This window comes from Pseudomonas sp. ACM7, from assembly GCF_004136015.1.
In the GTDB taxonomy this organism is placed as follows: domain Bacteria; phylum Pseudomonadota; class Gammaproteobacteria; order Pseudomonadales; family Pseudomonadaceae; genus Aquipseudomonas; species Aquipseudomonas frigoris.
In genome coordinates, this window is sequence record NZ_CP024866.1 from 2,726,798 (window position 1) to 2,742,634 (window position 15,837).

The 15,837-nt window shown below is 59.5% G+C and carries 13 protein-coding genes; 4 read left to right on the plus strand and 9 right to left on the minus strand.

The annotated features are described in order from the left end of the window. Positions 1-175: 175 nt before the first annotated feature. Both CUN63_RS12745 and oadA read left to right on the plus strand, forming a co-directional pair. Positions 176-1,591, plus strand: coding sequence for an acetyl-CoA carboxylase biotin carboxylase subunit (locus CUN63_RS12745; RefSeq protein ID WP_008156643.1), 1,416 nt, complete (start codon positions 176-178; stop codon positions 1,589-1,591). An 11-nt stretch (positions 1,592-1,602) separates the two neighbouring features. Further along, entirely contained in the window at positions 1,603-3,411 is a 1,809-nt protein-coding gene (oadA, locus tag CUN63_RS12750; RefSeq protein ID WP_129439863.1) for a sodium-extruding oxaloacetate decarboxylase subunit alpha, read from the plus strand. Between the two features lie 146 nt (positions 3,412-3,557). Here the strand turns inward: oadA and CUN63_RS12755 are convergent, their stop codons facing one another. The 3 genes from CUN63_RS12755 to CUN63_RS12765 all read right to left on the minus strand — a co-directional run bounded on the left by CUN63_RS12755 (position 3,558) and on the right by CUN63_RS12765 (position 7,688). After that, the gene (locus tag CUN63_RS12755) at positions 3,558-5,813 is read right to left on the minus strand and encodes an autotransporter domain-containing protein (RefSeq protein ID WP_256657712.1); all 2,256 of its coding nucleotides are present in this window, start codon (positions 5,811-5,813) and stop codon (positions 3,558-3,560) included. Between the two features lie 220 nt (positions 5,814-6,033). Beyond that, a complete protein-coding gene (locus CUN63_RS12760; RefSeq protein ID WP_129439864.1) occupies positions 6,034-6,870 on the minus strand; it encodes an amino acid ABC transporter permease in 837 nt (278 codons plus the stop codon). Beyond that, complete coding sequence (locus CUN63_RS12765; RefSeq protein ID WP_033059249.1) at positions 6,867-7,688, minus strand: ABC transporter substrate-binding protein; 822 nt, start codon at positions 7,686-7,688, stop codon at positions 6,867-6,869. Before CUN63_RS12765 ends, CUN63_RS12760 begins: the two co-directional genes overlap by 4 nt. 112 nt (positions 7,689-7,800) lie before the next feature. On the opposite strand from CUN63_RS12765, the gene CUN63_RS12770 reads away from it, so the two are divergent. Further along, positions 7,801-8,700: a homocysteine S-methyltransferase family protein gene (locus CUN63_RS12770; protein ID WP_129439866.1), complete on the plus strand. Its 900-nt coding sequence runs from the start codon at positions 7,801-7,803 to the stop codon at positions 8,698-8,700. Between the two features lie 95 nt (positions 8,701-8,795). Here CUN63_RS12770 and CUN63_RS12775 read toward each other — a convergent pair whose 3' ends face one another. The 3 genes from CUN63_RS12775 to CUN63_RS12785 are packed head-to-tail and all read right to left on the minus strand — an operon-like array spanning position 8,796 to position 10,564. Further along, positions 8,796-9,467, minus strand: coding sequence for a GNAT family N-acetyltransferase (locus CUN63_RS12775; RefSeq protein ID WP_129439867.1), 672 nt, complete (start codon positions 9,465-9,467; stop codon positions 8,796-8,798). Between the two features lie 17 nt (positions 9,468-9,484). Continuing rightward, positions 9,485-9,931: a GNAT family N-acetyltransferase gene (locus CUN63_RS12780; RefSeq protein WP_129439869.1), complete on the minus strand. Its 447-nt coding sequence runs from the start codon at positions 9,929-9,931 to the stop codon at positions 9,485-9,487. Positions 9,932-9,940: 9 nt separating this feature from the next. Next, positions 9,941-10,564, minus strand: coding sequence for an FMN-binding negative transcriptional regulator (locus tag CUN63_RS12785; RefSeq protein WP_129439871.1), 624 nt, complete (start codon positions 10,562-10,564; stop codon positions 9,941-9,943). Between the two features lie 90 nt (positions 10,565-10,654). Between CUN63_RS12785 and CUN63_RS12790 the strand changes: the two genes are divergently transcribed. Beyond that, positions 10,655-12,205, plus strand: a complete 1,551-nt coding sequence (locus CUN63_RS12790; protein ID WP_129439873.1) for a PLP-dependent aminotransferase family protein — start codon at positions 10,655-10,657, stop codon at positions 12,203-12,205. Positions 12,206-12,297: 92 nt separating this feature from the next. On the opposite strand, the gene CUN63_RS12795 is transcribed toward CUN63_RS12790, so the two are convergent. From CUN63_RS12795 to CUN63_RS12805, 3 genes are all read right to left on the minus strand, one after another. Beyond that, positions 12,298-13,413: a polyamine ABC transporter substrate-binding protein gene (locus tag CUN63_RS12795; RefSeq protein WP_129439875.1), complete on the minus strand. Its 1,116-nt coding sequence runs from the start codon at positions 13,411-13,413 to the stop codon at positions 12,298-12,300. A 12-nt stretch (positions 13,414-13,425) separates the two neighbouring features. After that, positions 13,426-14,457 (minus strand): histone deacetylase family protein, encoded by a 1,032-nt coding sequence (locus CUN63_RS12800; RefSeq protein ID WP_129439877.1) that lies wholly within the window; start codon positions 14,455-14,457, stop codon positions 13,426-13,428. A gap of 327 nt (positions 14,458-14,784) precedes the next feature. Continuing rightward, a complete protein-coding gene (locus tag CUN63_RS12805) occupies positions 14,785-15,777 on the minus strand; it encodes an AraC family transcriptional regulator (protein WP_129439879.1) in 993 nt (330 codons plus the stop codon). Positions 15,778-15,837 lie beyond the last annotated feature (60 nt).

Sequence of the window (15,837 nt, forward strand, 5' to 3'; positions counted from 1 at the left end):
ACCGCAGGCTGATGCGTCAACTATAAGTCTTTACTTATGGCTGACCCAATAATTAATCATTTTTGTTAATCCCTTGTGGGGGCTAGTGTGGTGCTGCGACTGAATTGAAACATTTGGTCACGCGTCGACCTGGTCTAACAGGTCGTGGGTACCACCGGCTCAAGGGAACCTCCAAGTGATAAAAAAGATCCTGATCGCCAACCGTGGTGAGATTGCCGTACGAATCGTACGTGCCTGCGCCGAGATGGGCATTCGCTCGGTCGCGATCTATTCCGACGCCGACCGCCATGCGTTGCATGTGAAGCGCGCGGACGAGGCCCACAGCATCGGTGCCGAGCCACTGGCCGGTTACCTGAATGCGCGCAAGCTGGTGAATCTGGCGGTAGAAACCGGTTGCGATGCGCTGCACCCCGGCTACGGCTTCCTCTCGGAAAACGCTGAACTGGCAGATATCTGCGCAGAGCGCGGCATCAAGTTCATCGGTCCATCGGCTGAAGTGATTCGCCGCATGGGCGACAAGACCGAAGCCCGTCGCAGCATGATCAAGGCTGGCGTACCCGTCACCCCGGGGACCGAAGGCAACGTCGCGGATATTGCGGAAGCCTTGATCGAAGGCGACCGCATCGGTTATCCGGTGATGCTCAAGGCGACTTCCGGTGGTGGTGGCCGTGGTATCCGTCGCTGCGACAGCCGGGAAGAACTTGAACAAGCATTCCCTCGGGTTATTTCCGAAGCCACCAAGGCCTTCGGTTCCGCGGAAGTGTTCCTGGAAAAATGCATCGTCAATCCGAAACACATCGAAGCGCAGATCCTCGGCGACAGCTTCGGCAACGTGGTGCACCTGTTCGAACGTGACTGCTCGATCCAGCGTCGCAACCAGAAGCTCATCGAGATCGCCCCGAGCCCGCAACTGACCCCTGAACAGCGCGCCTACATCGGCGACCTGTCGGTGCGGGCAGCCAAGGCCGTGGGTTACGAGAACGCCGGCACCGTGGAGTTCCTGCTCGCCGAGGGCGAGGTGTACTTCATGGAGATGAATACCCGGGTGCAGGTGGAACACACCATCACCGAAGAAATCACCGGCATCGACATCGTTCGCGAGCAGATTCGCATCGCCTCCGGTCTGCCGCTTTCGGTGAAACAGGAAGACATCCAGCACCGCGGTTTCGCGCTGCAATTCCGGATCAACGCCGAAGACCCGAAAAACAATTTCCTGCCGAGCTTTGGCAAGATCACCCGTTATTACGCGCCCGGCGGCCCCGGCGTGCGTACCGACACGGCGATCTACACCGGTTACACCATTCCGCCGTTCTACGACTCCATGTGCCTGAAACTGGTGGTCTGGGCGCTGACCTGGGAAGAGGCGATGGACCGTGGCTTGCGCGCCCTCGACGACATGCGTCTGCAAGGGGTCAAGACCACCGCCGCGTACTACCAGGAAATCCTGCGTAACCCAGAATTCCGTAGCGGCCAGTTCAACACCAGCTTCGTTGAAAGCCACCCTGAACTGACCAACTACTCGATCAAGCGCAAACCCGAAGAGCTGGCCCTGGCCATCGCCGCCGCCATCGCCGCCCACGCAGGCCTGTGAGGAATATTCCAATGACTAAGAAAATCCACGTTACCGACACAATCCTGCGCGACGCCCACCAATCGCTGCTCGCGACTCGCATGCGCACCGAAGACATGCTGCCGATCTGCGACAAGCTCGACAAAGTCGGCTACTGGTCGCTGGAATGCTGGGGCGGCGCGACCTTCGACGCCTGCGTACGTTTCCTCAAAGAAGACCCGTGGGAGCGCCTGCGCCAACTGCGCGCGGCGCTGCCTAACACTCGCCTGCAAATGCTTCTGCGTGGTCAGAACCTGCTGGGCTACCGCCACTACAGCGACGATGTGGTCAAAGCCTTCGTCGCCAAGGCCGCGGTCAACGGCATCGACGTGTTCCGCATCTTCGACGCGATGAACGACGTGCGTAACCTGCGAGTCGCCATCGAAGCGGTGAAAGCTGCTGGCAAACACGCTCAAGGCACCATCGCTTACACCACCAGCCCGGTGCACACCATCGAGGCGTTCGTGGCGCAAGCCAAGCAGATGGAAGCCATGGGTTGCGACTCGGTGGCGATCAAGGACATGGCCGGCCTGCTGACGCCGTACGCCACTGGCGAGTTGGTCAAAGCGTTGAAATCCGAGCAATCGCTGCCCGTGTTCATTCACTCGCACGATACCGCTGGCATGGCAACGATGTGCCAACTGAAGGCCATCGAGAACGGCGCCGATCACATCGACACCGCGATCTCCAGCTTTGCCTCCGGCACCAGCCATCCGGGCACCGAATCGATGGTCGCCGCCCTTAAAGGCAGCGAGTTCGACACCGGCCTGAACCTGGAACTGCTGCAAGAGATTGGCTTGTACTTCTACGCCGTGCGCAAGAAGTACCACCAGTTCGAAAGCGAGTTCACCGCCGTCGATACCCGCGTTCAAGTCAACCAGGTCCCGGGCGGGATGATTTCCAACCTGGCCAACCAGTTGAAAGAGCAGGGCGCTCTGAACCGCATGGCCGAAGTGCTGGCCGAAATCCCGCGCGTTCGTGAAGACCTCGGCTTCCCTCCGCTGGTGACCCCGACCTCGCAGATCGTTGGCACCCAGGCGTTCTTCAACGTGCTGGCCGGAGAGCGCTACAAGACCATCACCAACGAAGTGAAGCTTTACCTGCAAGGCGGCTATGGCAAAGCGCCGGGCACCGTGAACGAAAAACTGCGTCGCCAGGCCATTGGCAGCGAAGAAGTGATCGACGTGCGTCCGGCCGACCTGCTCAAGCCGGAGATGACCAAACTGCGTGCCGAAATCGGCACCGTGGCCAAGTCTGAAGAAGACGTGCTGACCTACGCCATGTTCCCGGACATCGGTCGCAAGTTCCTCGAAGAACGTGCTGCCGGCACCCTGACTCCAGAAGTGCTGCTACCGATTCCTGAAGCCGGCGGCGTGACCTCGGCTGGTGGCGAAGGCGTGCCGACCGAGTTCGTCATCGACGTTCACGGCGAAACCTACCGCGTCGACATCACCGGTGTCGGCGTCAAGGCCGAAGGCAAGCGTCACTTCTACCTGTCTATCGACGGCATGCCGGAAGAAGTGGTGTTCGAGCCGCTCAACGAATTCGTCAGCGGCGGCAGCAGCAAGCGCAAGCAAGCCACTGCACCGGGCCACGTCAGCACCACCATGCCGGGCAACATCGTCGATGTGCTGGTCAAGGAAGGCGATACCGTGAAAGCCGGCCAGGCCGTGCTGATCACCGAAGCGATGAAGATGGAAACCGAAGTCCAGGCGGCCATCGCCGGCAAAGTCACCGCCATCCACGTGGTCAAGGGCGACCGGGTGAACCCGGGCGAAATCCTGATCGAGATCGAAGGCTGAGTTAACAGCATCGATATACCGCTTTAAACCTCGGGGGGGCATGTGCTCCCCTTTTTTTCGCCCGGAATTCAGGGTGAAACGCTTCCCTGAAAACGCCTCCGCTCCCACAGGTATCGAGTCGAGTCAGTGAGATTGGCGTGGGTTCATCAGAACGCCATTCGCCACTGACCCGTCACGCCGTGGTTTCGGCTGTCGGTGCCGATCTCGCCAGTGAGACCGACGCCCAGGGTGTGTTTTGCTGACAATCCAAGGTCCAGCCCTGCATCGACCAGCAGACTGTCACGATCCAGCGGCGCACCGGAAACGGTGAAGTTTTTTCCGCCCGTCACCAATTGTTGGCGGGTATCGCTGTAGACGTCCCCGTAAGTGTGTTTCCAGCCGGCACTGAACCGTGGCGTCAGTTGCATGCCGTTATCCAGAGTGTTGAGCTTCGCCAGCCGCAGGCCGAATGTGCTGTTCATGTTGGTCTGGGTTTGACCGTGTACCTTCAGCGCCGCTGCGCCGCCTTTTTCCGTGTAAGTGTCGCGCTGATAGCGCTGGTAGCCCAGGCTGGCAAACGGTTCGATGCTGACGTTCGCCTGGCCCAGGTTGTAACCCAATTCCGCAAAGGCCTGCTGGGTGTTGGCATCGTAACGGCCTTCGGGGCGGTCGCTGAAACCTTTGAAGGCAACCCGGCGTTTAGTGCTGCCGTCGTGGCTGCTATAGGTCGCGCCCAGGCGCAGTGACATTGGTCCGTTTTGACGTAGGGCATAAGCTCCCAAATGCCAGCTGTCGAGATCGCCGTCGAGTCCGCGGCTGTCCAGGCGCGTTTCGGATTTCCCGCTCATCACCCCGATGCGCCATTCCTCATCGATGCCCCAATCAGCTCCCAGTACCAGGCCGTGGGTTGTGTGTTTCAGAGCGTCGTAGTCGCGATCCAGCGTCCCACCGTGACCCAGCGCTTGCAGCCAGACTCGGCCATTGTCTTCGCTGCCGGTGGCCAGGCGTGGTGCATTGTTTCGTCTGCCAGTCTTGCCGTAGGCATTGGCACTATCCAGCTGCCGCATGGCCGAGAGCAGGGTTGCGCTCACCGGACTGTCACTGCTCAGGGTCGCCTTGGCGAGGTTGGCGTTCTGGCTGCCGTCCAACTGGTCGATGGCCAGGGAGGCTGTTTCGGTGGTGGAGGCGAGCAGGGCGGTGACGGCGGCGTTGGCGGTATTAATAGGTGTCTGCGCCGTCGGACTGGCTTTGGGCTCTTCAATACTGCGGGCGAGTTCCCGACCGTTTTCGTTGGTCGCGAGATTCTCGAAAGGCACTTCGTTGCGAGCGTAGGTCAGGCGGACGGCCTTTTCGTCACTGTAGTCCGGGGTAGCCTTCATGAACGCCAGATTGCTGTCGACTCGACTGAATGTTCCTTCGACCCGCTCTGCGGAAATTACCGTGTGATTAAGGGGTTGTGCGTAGTCGCCTGGCAGAGCTGTAACCAGTAACGACGCGCCACCAAGCTTGGCGATTCCCTCGACGAAAATAGTCTGTGAAGTATCAGCCTTATCCGTTACTTCGTAGGCGAGTGTGGCGCTTTCGCTAAGCGTAAGATCCCCTCTAATGGAAGGAGCCCCCAAATTTTCACTGACCAGTAACTGACCGTCCACGTGCAAGCCGCCTACATTGCCGTAGCCGCCGTAGGTGCCTCCGTTATCAACGTACACAGTGCCTTTTATAGCGCCTAGGTTAAATAGCGTAGCGTCTTTCCTTACTTCGGCACCTTCATGGAAGTCGTTGCTGCCATTTAATGTCCATGCGCCTTTCGCGACCCGCAGGGCAGCAAAATTGGTTGTGTCTCCTACTGTGCCGCCGTCTACGGAATTAAGGAGTAGCCCGTTGACTCCGTTGCCGCCATCAAGTTCTCCATCCCATCGGGCGCCTCTGTTGATGACCAGAAGGTCATCCGCGTCGCCCAATACCAGCGAGACGCCGTCGATGGTTTGGAGTGGCTCTGAAATGAGGGTGTGTTGAGTGGTGTAGTCGTTCTGGAACTGAACGAACGGGTCTACCTCCGCAGGAGCGGATACTACTTCGGAAGCGGTGGGCTCGGGAAAGTTAAGAGACTCATAGAAGGCCTCATCGAAGTCGACTGCAACGGTGGCAAGCGGTTCAGTTGTTACTGGCCGAACTGTCTGCCCCTCACCCGACCCGTTTGTGGCCCGGGCAGCATTTTCACGTGGACCGATGAACTCCTTGATCGCGAAAAGATCATCGAAGCGCTCATTGGGCTTGGCGGTTTTTTTACGAGGTTTGGTGGTCGGCGCGTCGGAATTGACTTGAGGCTCCGGTTGCTGTGCCATGGAGACTTCTATGCAACCCACTGCAAGCGCAATGGCCAGCGCCAGGTGTTTTGGTCGGTATTTGTGTTGAACGGGCATCGAGTACGGCCTCTTTTGAAAGGAGGCCAACTCTAAGAGAGAGGCTATAGGTGCCGATGTCAGCTGCTTCCGGTGGGCTTGCGGGGGTTGTCAGAAGGTTGTGTAGAAAATTGCCAGCCTCCTGAGGAAGGTTGTTTTTACCCGTTCGGACTGACGCTTTTTCTTACAACAAATCGAGACATGGTCGGCTATCGCAATTCGGAAACTCATCTGCCTTTCGCTAACTACGGCTCAAATACGCCTTCCCATAATGCCGCTCCATCCTCGCCTGAATCAGCTCCAACCCAATCGACATCACCCAATAAATCACCGCCGCCGTCGTGAGCATTTCGATGTAGCGATAGCTCGAGCGCCCATACGATTGCGCCAGAAACATCACCTCCCAAACCCCCATCACCGAGATCAGCGACGAGTCTTTGAGCATCGAGATGAATTGGTTGGTGGTCGGCGGGATGATGGTGCGCATGGCCTGGGGCAGGGTGACGCGCCAGAAGATCACGGTTTCGCGCATGCCCAGGGCCAGGGATGCTTCGCGTTGGCCGTGGGGGACGCCGAGGATGCCGGCGCGGAAGATTTCGCTGAGGTAAGCGCCGTAGTTGAGCGACAGGGCGATGATGCCGGCGGCGATTGCGCCCGGGACGATGCCAAGTTGTGGCAGGCCGAGGTAGATCAGCAGGATCTGGATCAGTAGCGGTGTGCCACGAAAGAACGAGGCATAGAAGCTCGCAATGCCGAAGGCCACGGCGCTTTTCGACAGTCGTGCCAGGGCAGTGATGAAGCCCAGCAGCGAGGAGGTCACGATCGAACACAGGCACAAGAACAACGTCAGCACCGCGCCCTGCAAGAAGCCGTTGGGCGCCAGGTGCAGGCCGATCAGGTTCGGCAGTTTGTCGAGGATGATCGAGAACTTCAGGTCGAAGCTCAGGAAGAAGCTGGCGAACAACCCGAGCATCGCTGCCCAGGTCAGGTACAGCCGCGTGCGGAATCCGAAGATCCGTTGCAGCCGCGACTCAGCCACCGGTTGCGGCGGCTGGGGAGGTTTTGGGAAAGAAGTCATTTGCTGATGTCGGCGCCGATCCATTTTTGCGAAAGCTTGCTCAGGGTGCCGTCCTGTTTCAGCTGAGCGAAGACGTCACGCACTTTGGCGTCCCACTGGGCGTCGCCTTTTTCAATGGCCACCGAGTTTGGCTCCGAGTACAGCGGCTCGCCGGCGAGCTTGAAGCGTTTGTCTTCGGTCAGGCGCGGTTGCGCGGTGACAAGGTTGGTGAGGATCGCATCCAGCCGCACGCCAGCGCCCAGGCCAAGGTCCTGGAAGGCGACATTGTCGGTGTCATACGGCGCGATCTGCACATCTTCGAACGGGTACTGCAATTGAGTGTCTTCGGCGCCTTCGATCACCAGGTTCTTGTTCAGGTAGCTTTCGTAGCTGGAGGCGCTGGTGAGGCCGACTTTTTTGCCGCTCAGGTCTTTGGCGCTGTGGATGCTGTCGTCCTTGGCGTTGACCACGATCACCGCTGGCGAGGCGTAGTACTCGACCGGGAAGTCGAAGACCTCGGCACGGGCCTTGCTCGGGGTCATGGAGCAGATGCAGATGTCATAGCGCCCACTCCAGCGGCCGGCCGCGATCACGTCCCAGGACGGGGTTTCGAGGCGCAGTTTGACGCCCAGTTTGTCTGCCACGGCCTTGGCCACGTCGACGTCGAAGCCATCGAGCTGGTTCTGATCATTGAGGAACGAGAAGGGTGGGTAGCTTTCCATCAACACGCCCACGAGCTCTTTCTTTTTTTCGACGCGATCCAGCGTGGCGCCGCCAAAGGCTTGGGTGGAGGCAGCCAGAATCGTCAGGCCCAGGGCCAGTAGCGGTTGGAATTTCACAGTCGATCCCTGATAAAAAAGAGGTTGTTATTAACCGGATGGTGCGTATTAAATAGTTATAAGAGCGACTCTGATAGTGAGTTATTTTCATAAGCTTATGAGTGAAAAGCATATGGGCGCAGCAAGCACAGTAATTCTGGATGGCGGCATGGGTCGTGAGTTGCAGCGTCGAGGCGCGCCGTTCAGACAGCCCGAGTGGTCGGCGCTGGCCTTGAGCGAAGCGCCGCAAGCGGTAGAGGCGGTGCACTCGGCTTATATCGAAAGCGGTGCCAACGTGATTACCTGCAACAGTTACGCGGTGGTGCCGTTTCACATTGGCGAAGAACGTTTTGCCGCAGAAGGGCAGGCGCTCGCGGCGTTGGCCGGTGAGCTGGCTCGGCGCGCTGTAGAGGCTTCGGGCAAAGCGGTGCGTGTGGCCGGCTCATTGCCGCCGCTGTTTGGGTCCTATCGTCCGGACCTTTTCGATGCTGCTCGGGCGACTGAGTTGTTGGCGCCGCTGGTGAAGGGTCTGGCACCTCATGTCGATCTATGGCTGGCGGAAACCCAGAGTTCGATCGTTGAAGCGCGAGCGATCCATGCCGGTCTGCCAACAGACGGCAAGCCGTTCTGGCTGTCGTTTACCCTGAAGGATGAGGACACGGACGAAGTGCCGCGCTTGCGTTCGGGTGAGTCGGTGGCTGAAGCCGCAGCCGTGGCGGCTGAGCTGGGCGTCGAGACGTTGCTGTTCAACTGCAGCCAGCCGGAAGTGATCGGTGCTGCGATTGATGCCGCGCGGGAAACCTTTGAGCGTTTGGGGGTGAAGATTCACATCGGCGCGTACGCCAATGCCTTCCCGCCGCAACCGAAAGAGGCCACGGCCAACGACGGTCTGGACCCGTTGCGTGACGATCTCGATCCGCCGGGTTACTTGCAGTGGGCGGCGGATTGGAAAGAACGCGGCGCCAGTCATTTGGGCGGTTGTTGCGGGATCGGGCCGGAGCACATTGCAGTGTTGACGCAAAAGTTGGCGTAGAAAGATCAAAAGATCGCAGCCTTCGGCAGCTCCTACATGGGATCGCCTTCCAAAGTAGGAGCTGCCGAAGGCTGCGATCTTTTGCTGCTGGAACTTTACCCGCGGCACTCGGCCAACGTTTTCACCTGCCCCGAATCCGTCTGGTTCTCATCGGACAGCCAGCGCTCAAACCCTGCCCCGATCGCTGGCCATTCCGAGTCCAGAATCGAATACCACGCCGTATCCCGGTTCTGACCCTTGACCACCATGTGCTGGCGAAACACCCCTTCAAAGCTGAACCCCAGCCGCTCGGCCGCGTACTTGGAGCGGGCGTTGCCGTTGTTGCACTTCCACTCCAGCCGCCGATATCCCAGCGCAAAGGATTCCTTGGCCAGCAGGTAAACCGCCTCTGTACTTTTCGGCGAGCGCTGCATCGGCGCGCCAAACGTGACATGGCCGATCTCGATCCGACCTTGTGAAGGAACAATCGACATCAAACTGAGGATGCCCTGCACATCGCCGCTGGCACGGTCGATCACGCTGAAGAAATACGGGTCGCTATTGGCCGCATGGTTGTTCAGCCAATCGTTGAACGCGCTGCGCTCCGGGAAAGGACCGTATGGCAAATAGTCCCAGAGTTTTGGGTCGGCACCCGGTCCTTGCAGAGCCTCCCACAAACCGTCGGCGTGACACGCCGGGTCGAGTTTTTCCAGGCGGATGAAACGCCCTTCGAGGGTTTGAACCGACGGTGCCGGAACGCCTTTCCAGTCGGCGAGTGAAATCGACATGCTGCTCTCCTTGAACCTTAAATGGCTTTGCGAAACTGGATGAAACCGGGGCGTTCGGCAATGCGCTCATAGAGCTGAATCGCAGTGGCATTGGTTTCGTGGGTCAGCCAGTGGACCTTGCAGCAACCGTCCTCTTTGGCTGTCGCGTAAACGAATTCGATCAACTGTCGGCCGACGCCAGTGCCGCGGGTTTCAGGCGTTACCAACAGGTCTTGCAGGTAGCAGGAGTTTTCGATGCTCCAGTTCGAACGATGGTAGATGAAGTGCACCATGCCCACCGCTTTGCCATCGGCCCAGGCCAGCGCGGCATGGGTCGGTTCGCTCGGGTCGAGCATGCGCTGCCAAGTGCTTTGGGTGACGGCCTCAGGCAGTTCGGTGTTGTAGAAACGCAGGTACGCTTGCCACAAGGGCAACCAGGCGGCGTGGTCGTCGGCGGTGACCTGGCGGATGTCGATCTGACTCATGTTCATTCCTTAACGCATCAAGTGGGCGAGGGCCTGGTCGTGCACATCAGGGCTGGCGGCAAGCCCCTCGCGCACACCGGCGATGTCTGCAGCGTTGCGGTTCTGGCTGAGCTTGCGTTTGCCTTCCAGGCGCTGGATCGGCAAGGCAAAACCGACGATGGCCTTGAGCATCCCATCAATGTAGTCGGCGGGGGCATCGGCGACTTTCCAAGGACTGGCACGACCCGCTTCATGACGATCAGTCAGCGCGCTGACCAGAGTGCGCAGGCGATCGGCGTCGGTGAACACTTCGGCCGTGCCGTAGGCATGCACGGCGACGTAGTTCCAGGTCGGCACGACTTTGCCGTGCTCGGCTTTGCTCGGGTAAAACCCCGGGCTGACATAAGCGTCGGCACCGGCAAAAATCACCAGGGCTTCGGCGCCGTTCTGCAATTCCCGCCATTGCGGATTGGCCTTGGCGAAGTGTCCATAAAGGGTGCCATTCGGGCCTTGGTCTGAACTCAACAGCAGCGGCAAATGGCTGGCTTGCAGACCTTGCTCCCCGTGTGTGACCAACACCGCGAGGCGGGTGCCGAGTATCTGCTGGTGCAGTTCATGCAAATCATCTATGGCAAAGCTGCTTGGCGTGTACATGGAGATTTTCCTTGGCGAATGCCTGCATCCTAGGCAGGCTATTGGTCTGTTGTAAGAGCCATTAGCGACCAATTTCATAGGTCCATTGCCATGACCAGCGAGCCACTGTCCTTGTCATTCAACCCGGCGGGTATCGAACTCGATCGCCGTCAGGGTTTGAGTCGTCAACTCTATCAAGCCTTGCGAGTGCGAGTGCTCGACGGTCGGCTGGCCAGCGGTACGCGATTACCGGCCAGTCGCGATCTGGCGGCGGCGTTGTCAATTTCCCGAAACAGCGTGGTCCGGGCCTACGATCAGCTCTACGCCGAGGGCTTTATTGAAGGGCGTGTGGGTGACGGGACGTATGTCGCGCAATTGCCTCAATCAGTGTTGCCGGTGAAAAAACCATCCACAAAAGTATCCACAGGGTTGTCAACAGGGTTACCCACAGCCTTATCCACAAATTGGCTGGATTTACCTGTGGTTTCATCCAGCAAAGTTATCCACAGCGGTGCGCTGGGACGCGTGGAAAAGAACCATTTGGCCTTGCCACCGAGTGGTCCGCCTCGTGCGTTTCGGGTCGGTGTACCGGCGTTCGATCTGTTTCCTTTCGAGGTTTGGGCCAAGCTGAATGCGGCTTTTTGGCGTAAACCGGATCTCCAGCAACTGTGTTACGGCGATCCAGCAGGCGACGCGCGCTTGCGCGGCCTGATTGCCGCGTATTTGCGCAGCTCGCGGGGGATGCAGTGCACGGCTGAGCAAATAGTGATCACCAGTGGCGCACAGCAGGGGATTAGCCTTTGTGCACAGCTGCTGGTAGAGCCCGGCGATGGCGTGGCGATCGAGAATCCGGGGTATCGGGCGGCGGGTCATGCGTTCGCCGTAGCCGGTGCGCGATTGCACGGGGTGGCGGTGGACAGCGAGGGCATCGACTGCAGCGAATTGAATGGGCTCAACGATTGTCGACTGGCCTATGTCACGCCGTCGCATCAGTACCCGACCGGGGTGGTGATGAGTCTGGCGCGGCGGCTGGAGTTGTTGGCCTGGGCCGAGCGAACCGAGGGGTGGATCGTCGAAGACGATTACGACGGCGAATATCGTTACAGCGGCGCGCCACTGGCACCGCTGGCTGCGCTTGATCGTCACGGGCGGGTGCTCTACGTCGGCACTTTCGGCAAAGTGGCTTTTCCGGCATTGCGCCTGGGCTATCTGGTGCTGCCACCGGCATTGGTAGACGCTTTCGCCCAGCGTCGCGCGGTCGATGTGCGCCATTCCGAGGTGAGCACCCAGGCCGTCATGGCCGAGTTCATGGCGGCCGGGCATTTCCAGCGGCATATCCGCCGCATGCGCCGCGCCGCGTTGAGTCGTCGCAATACGCTTCTGGCCAACTGGCCCTCGGACATTCCCGGGGTTGGCAGCCTGCCGAGTGTGGCGGCAGGGCTGCATTTGACGGTTTCGGTCGAGAGCCTGGCCCGCGAGTCTGAGCTGGTGGCCCAAGCGGAAGCGGTGGGTGTCGAGATCAATGCTTTGAGCAGTTATTGGCTGCCGGACTCGACCCGGCCAGCGGATCAGCGTGCCGGGTTGGTATTGGGCTTCGCTGCGGTGCCGGAGGCTGATATTGAGTCGGCGCTGATGCGGTTGCGTTCTGTTTGGTGTCGCTGATCAGCCGGTCGGTTATGGATTTGAGCACAGCAATCTTTGTGGGAGCAAGCTCGCTCCCACAGGTTCTGTGCTTTAACTGACTGGCATACGCATCAAGTCCCGGACTTGATCTTGGTCCAGGCTCGGGTCCGCGCTCGTTCGGCATCACGGGGCAGCGGTTGCAGGGTGTAGAGCGTACTCATCGCTGTTTCGGTCGGGTACAGATTCGGGTTGTTGCGGATCGCCGGGTCGACCATTTCGGTGGCGTCCTTGTTCGGGTTCGGGTAGCCGACGAAGTCGCTGACCGGTGCAATCACCTGCGGCTGCAACAAGTAGTTGATGAAGGTGTAGGCGTCTTCCGGGTTCTTCGCGCCTTTGGGGATCGAGAGCATGTCGAACCAGATCGGCGCGCCTTCTTTCGGCAGGCGCATGTCGACGATCACGCCGTTCTTGGCTTCCTTGGCGCGGTTCGCTGCCTGGGAGAAGCTGCCGGAGTAACCGACTGCGACACAGATGTCACCGTTGGCGATGTCGGCCATGTACTTCGAAGAATGGAAGTAGGTGACATACGGACGGATCTTCATCAACAGCGCTTCAGCCTTTTCGTAGTCCGCAGGCTTCTTGCTGTTGGGGTCCAGGCCCAGGTGTTGCAGGGCCAGTGGCAGGATCTCCGATGGCGAGTCGAGCAGGGCTACGCCGCACTGCTTGAGCTTGCTGATGTTCTCTTCCTTGAAGATCAGGTCCCAGCTGTCCACCGGTGCGTTGGCGCCCAGCGCAGCCTTGATTTTGTCCGGGTTGAAGCCGATCAGGATGGTGCCGTACATGTACGGCACGGCAAATTTGTTACCCGGATCGTTGGCTTCGATCAGCTTCATCAGCTTGGGATCGAGGTGGTTCCAGTTCGGCAGTTTGCTGCGGTCCAGTGGCTGGAAAACGCCGGCCTCGATCTGTTTGGCAAGGAATACGTTGGACGGCACGACCACGTCATAGCCGGAGTTGCCGGTCAGCAGCTTGGCCTCCAGCGCTTCGTTGGTGTCGAAGATGTCGTAGACCAGTTTGGTCTGGGTGTTCTGGGCCTTGAAGTCTTCCAGGGCTTTGGGGGTGATGTAGTCGAACCAGTTGTAGACGCGCAACGTTCGCTCTTCAGCGTGGACAGCACCACTGAGTACTGTGGCGCACAGCACTGTGGGGAAGAGTGCTGGCGCGATAAAACGCTTGAGACTTTTCATTGTTCTAATTCCTCATTGGGCGCTTTCAAAACCTTCGAGAACGTTCACGGCATTGATGCCGATTTCTTCTACCGCGTAGCCGCCTTCCATCACGAACAGCGTCGGCTTGCCGAGGCCGGCGATGCGCGCGCCCATGGCCAGGTAATCCGGGCTGTCGAGCTTGAATTGGGAAATCGGGTCGTCCTTGAACGTATCGACGCCCAGGGATACGACGACGATATCGGCGCCGTACTTTTCGATCTCTTTGCAGGCTTGTTCCAGCGCGGCGCTCCAACTGTCCCAACCGCTGCCGGCCGGCAAAGGGTAGTTGAAGTTGAAACCTTCGCCGGCCCCTTCACCCAGCTCATCTTCATAGCCGAGGAAGAACGGGAACTCGGCTTCCGGATGACCATGGATCGAGGTGAACAGCACGTCGCTGCGCTCATAGAAAATCGATTGAGTGCCGTTGCCGTGGTGGTAGTCGACGTCGAGGATCGCGACCTTTTTATGGCCCTGATCGAGAAAGGCCTGCGCGGCGATGGCGGCGTTGTTGAGGTAGCAATAACCGCCCATCAAATCGCTGGCGGCGTGGTGTCCCGGTGGCCGGCATAAGGCGAAGGCACTGCGGGCGCCGCGCTGAATGACGGCTTGCGCGGTCAACGCGACTTGCGCCGCACTGTATGCCGCTTGCCAGGTACCGGCGGTAATCGGTGCGCCACCGTCGAAGCTGTAATAACCGAGCTGGCCGTGCAGGCTGGTGGGCATGATCCGGCGCAGGGTGCGGGCTGGCCAGGTGTAGGGCAGCAAGTCGCCGTCGGTGCCGAATTCGGTCCAGCGCGTCCAGGCACCTTTGAAGAAGTCGAGGTAGTCGCGGCTGTGGACGCGCGCGATCGGGTCGAGGCCGAAATCCTGGGGCGCCTCCACAGGGCCGAGATCGCGGCACTGCACGCGTTGCAGAACATGGTCGGCCCGCGAGGGCATTTCGAAGCAGGGCATCAGTTGCCCGTCCATCAATTCGCAACGACCGTGGTGCAGGTGGTGATCGTCCGAGTAGATCGTCAGCATTTTCTTGTTCTCCGCAGGCTGATTCGGTTGAACACAGTCTTGCGGCGCGCGGCGTTTGAGAGAACGGCAGGAAAGGCCAAAAGGGGATCGATATGGCCAAAAGAATTGACCGAAATTCGCCCCCTTGTGGCGCGGCGGTGCTCCAGCTCAGGGCGCTAGCTTGTCCGTTATGTTGTTGGTGATTTTGAGGGCGTCATCGTCGGAGCGCCGCCCGGAGCAAGCTCGCTCCCACATTTGATCTTCAGCGAACACTGATTTTGTGTCCGACGCAGAACCAATGTGGGAGCGAGCTTGCTCGCGAGAGCAATATTTAAGACAACACATCATTCAAGGTCGGAACTGGCTGGGCGCCACGCCGCTCCAGCGCACAAAGGCATGGCGGAAACTCGCGGTCTCGCTGAACCCCAGCGCTTCTGCAATCCGATAGATCGGCAGTTCGTCCTCGCAGAGCATGCGTTTGGCCTGCTCGAACCGCAGTTCATCGAGCAACTCTTGATAGCTGCACCCCAGCTCCTTGAGATGTCGGCGCAAGGTGCGTGCCGAGCAGTTCAGCTGTTCGGCCAAACCTTCGAGGCCGGGCGCCGCATTCAACTGCGCACTGAGTAGCTGGCGGATTCGTCCCAGCCACACTTGGCGACCCGTGAACTCGGTGTTCTGTTTGCGGCAGCGTTCTGCCATGGCCTGATGGGTGATGGCGTCGGCCAGAGGCAGGGGGTGCTCTAGCCAGGCTTTGTCGAAGGCAAAGGCGTTGGACGCAGCGTCGAACTGCAAGGGGCAATCGAAACGTTCGGTGTAGCGTGCCTGATAGTCCGGTGCCGGGTAATCGAAGCGGGCGCCAAGCAGCGGCAACGGTTGGCCGAGCAGGTCTTCGCAAGTGACCTTCATCGAAACCAGGCAAAACTCGACATTGAATGGCGCCAGCGCAGGGTTTTCCCGATAGTCGCCAGCGGTGAGCCAGATGCGCTCGTTATCTTCTTCCAGGCTCAACTCGAACAGTGTTCCCAATAGCGCCGGATAGTGCAGTGCCAGCCGCAAGGCGTCACCTAAAGTGGCGCTGGTGAGTAAGGCGTACCCGAGCATGCCGTAGGACGAAACGTGCATCCTCCGGCCCAGTTCCAGGCCGATGTCACGCTTGAGCGCGACGGCGTTGGCGCAGACCTGCATCTCCTGATTGGTGGTGATGCGCGTGTCCGCCCGGCTCAGATCCGCCGTGGTGATGCCGCTGCCGGCCAGCAGCGCTTCGCTGGACAAGCCCTCGGCCTTGAAGGTGTTGAGCACCAGGGAGACAGCGTTGAGGGTGGTGAGGTGGGAGTGGAGCATGGGGGGTTCCAGCCTTGGGATGGCTGGAGGACAGCAAGTTGTATGCCGAGTGATGAACCT

Coding starts and splice junctions, on each gene's coding strand:
- oadA (WP_129439863.1), top strand. CDS start 1,603: ATGACTAAGAAAATCCACGTTACCGACACAATCCTGCGCGACGCCCAC.
- CUN63_RS12755 (WP_256657712.1), bottom strand. CDS start 5,813: ATGCCCGTTCAACACAAATACCGACCAAAACACCTGGCGCTGGCCATT.
- CUN63_RS12760 (WP_129439864.1), bottom strand. CDS start 6,870: ATGACTTCTTTCCCAAAACCTCCCCAGCCGCCGCAACCGGTGGCTGAG.
- CUN63_RS12770 (WP_129439866.1), top strand. CDS start 7,801: ATGGGCGCAGCAAGCACAGTAATTCTGGATGGCGGCATGGGTCGTGAG.
- CUN63_RS12775 (WP_129439867.1), bottom strand. CDS start 9,467: ATGTCGATTTCACTCGCCGACTGGAAAGGCGTTCCGGCACCGTCGGTT.
- CUN63_RS12780 (WP_129439869.1), bottom strand. CDS start 9,931: ATGAGTCAGATCGACATCCGCCAGGTCACCGCCGACGACCACGCCGCC.
- CUN63_RS12785 (WP_129439871.1), bottom strand. CDS start 10,564: ATGTACACGCCAAGCAGCTTTGCCATAGATGATTTGCATGAACTGCAC.
- CUN63_RS12790 (WP_129439873.1), top strand. CDS start 10,655: ATGACCAGCGAGCCACTGTCCTTGTCATTCAACCCGGCGGGTATCGAA.
- CUN63_RS12795 (WP_129439875.1), bottom strand. CDS start 13,413: ATGAAAAGTCTCAAGCGTTTTATCGCGCCAGCACTCTTCCCCACAGTG.
- CUN63_RS12800 (WP_129439877.1), bottom strand. CDS start 14,457: ATGCTGACGATCTACTCGGACGATCACCACCTGCACCACGGTCGTTGC.
- CUN63_RS12805 (WP_129439879.1), bottom strand. CDS start 15,777: ATGCTCCACTCCCACCTCACCACCCTCAACGCTGTCTCCCTGGTGCTC.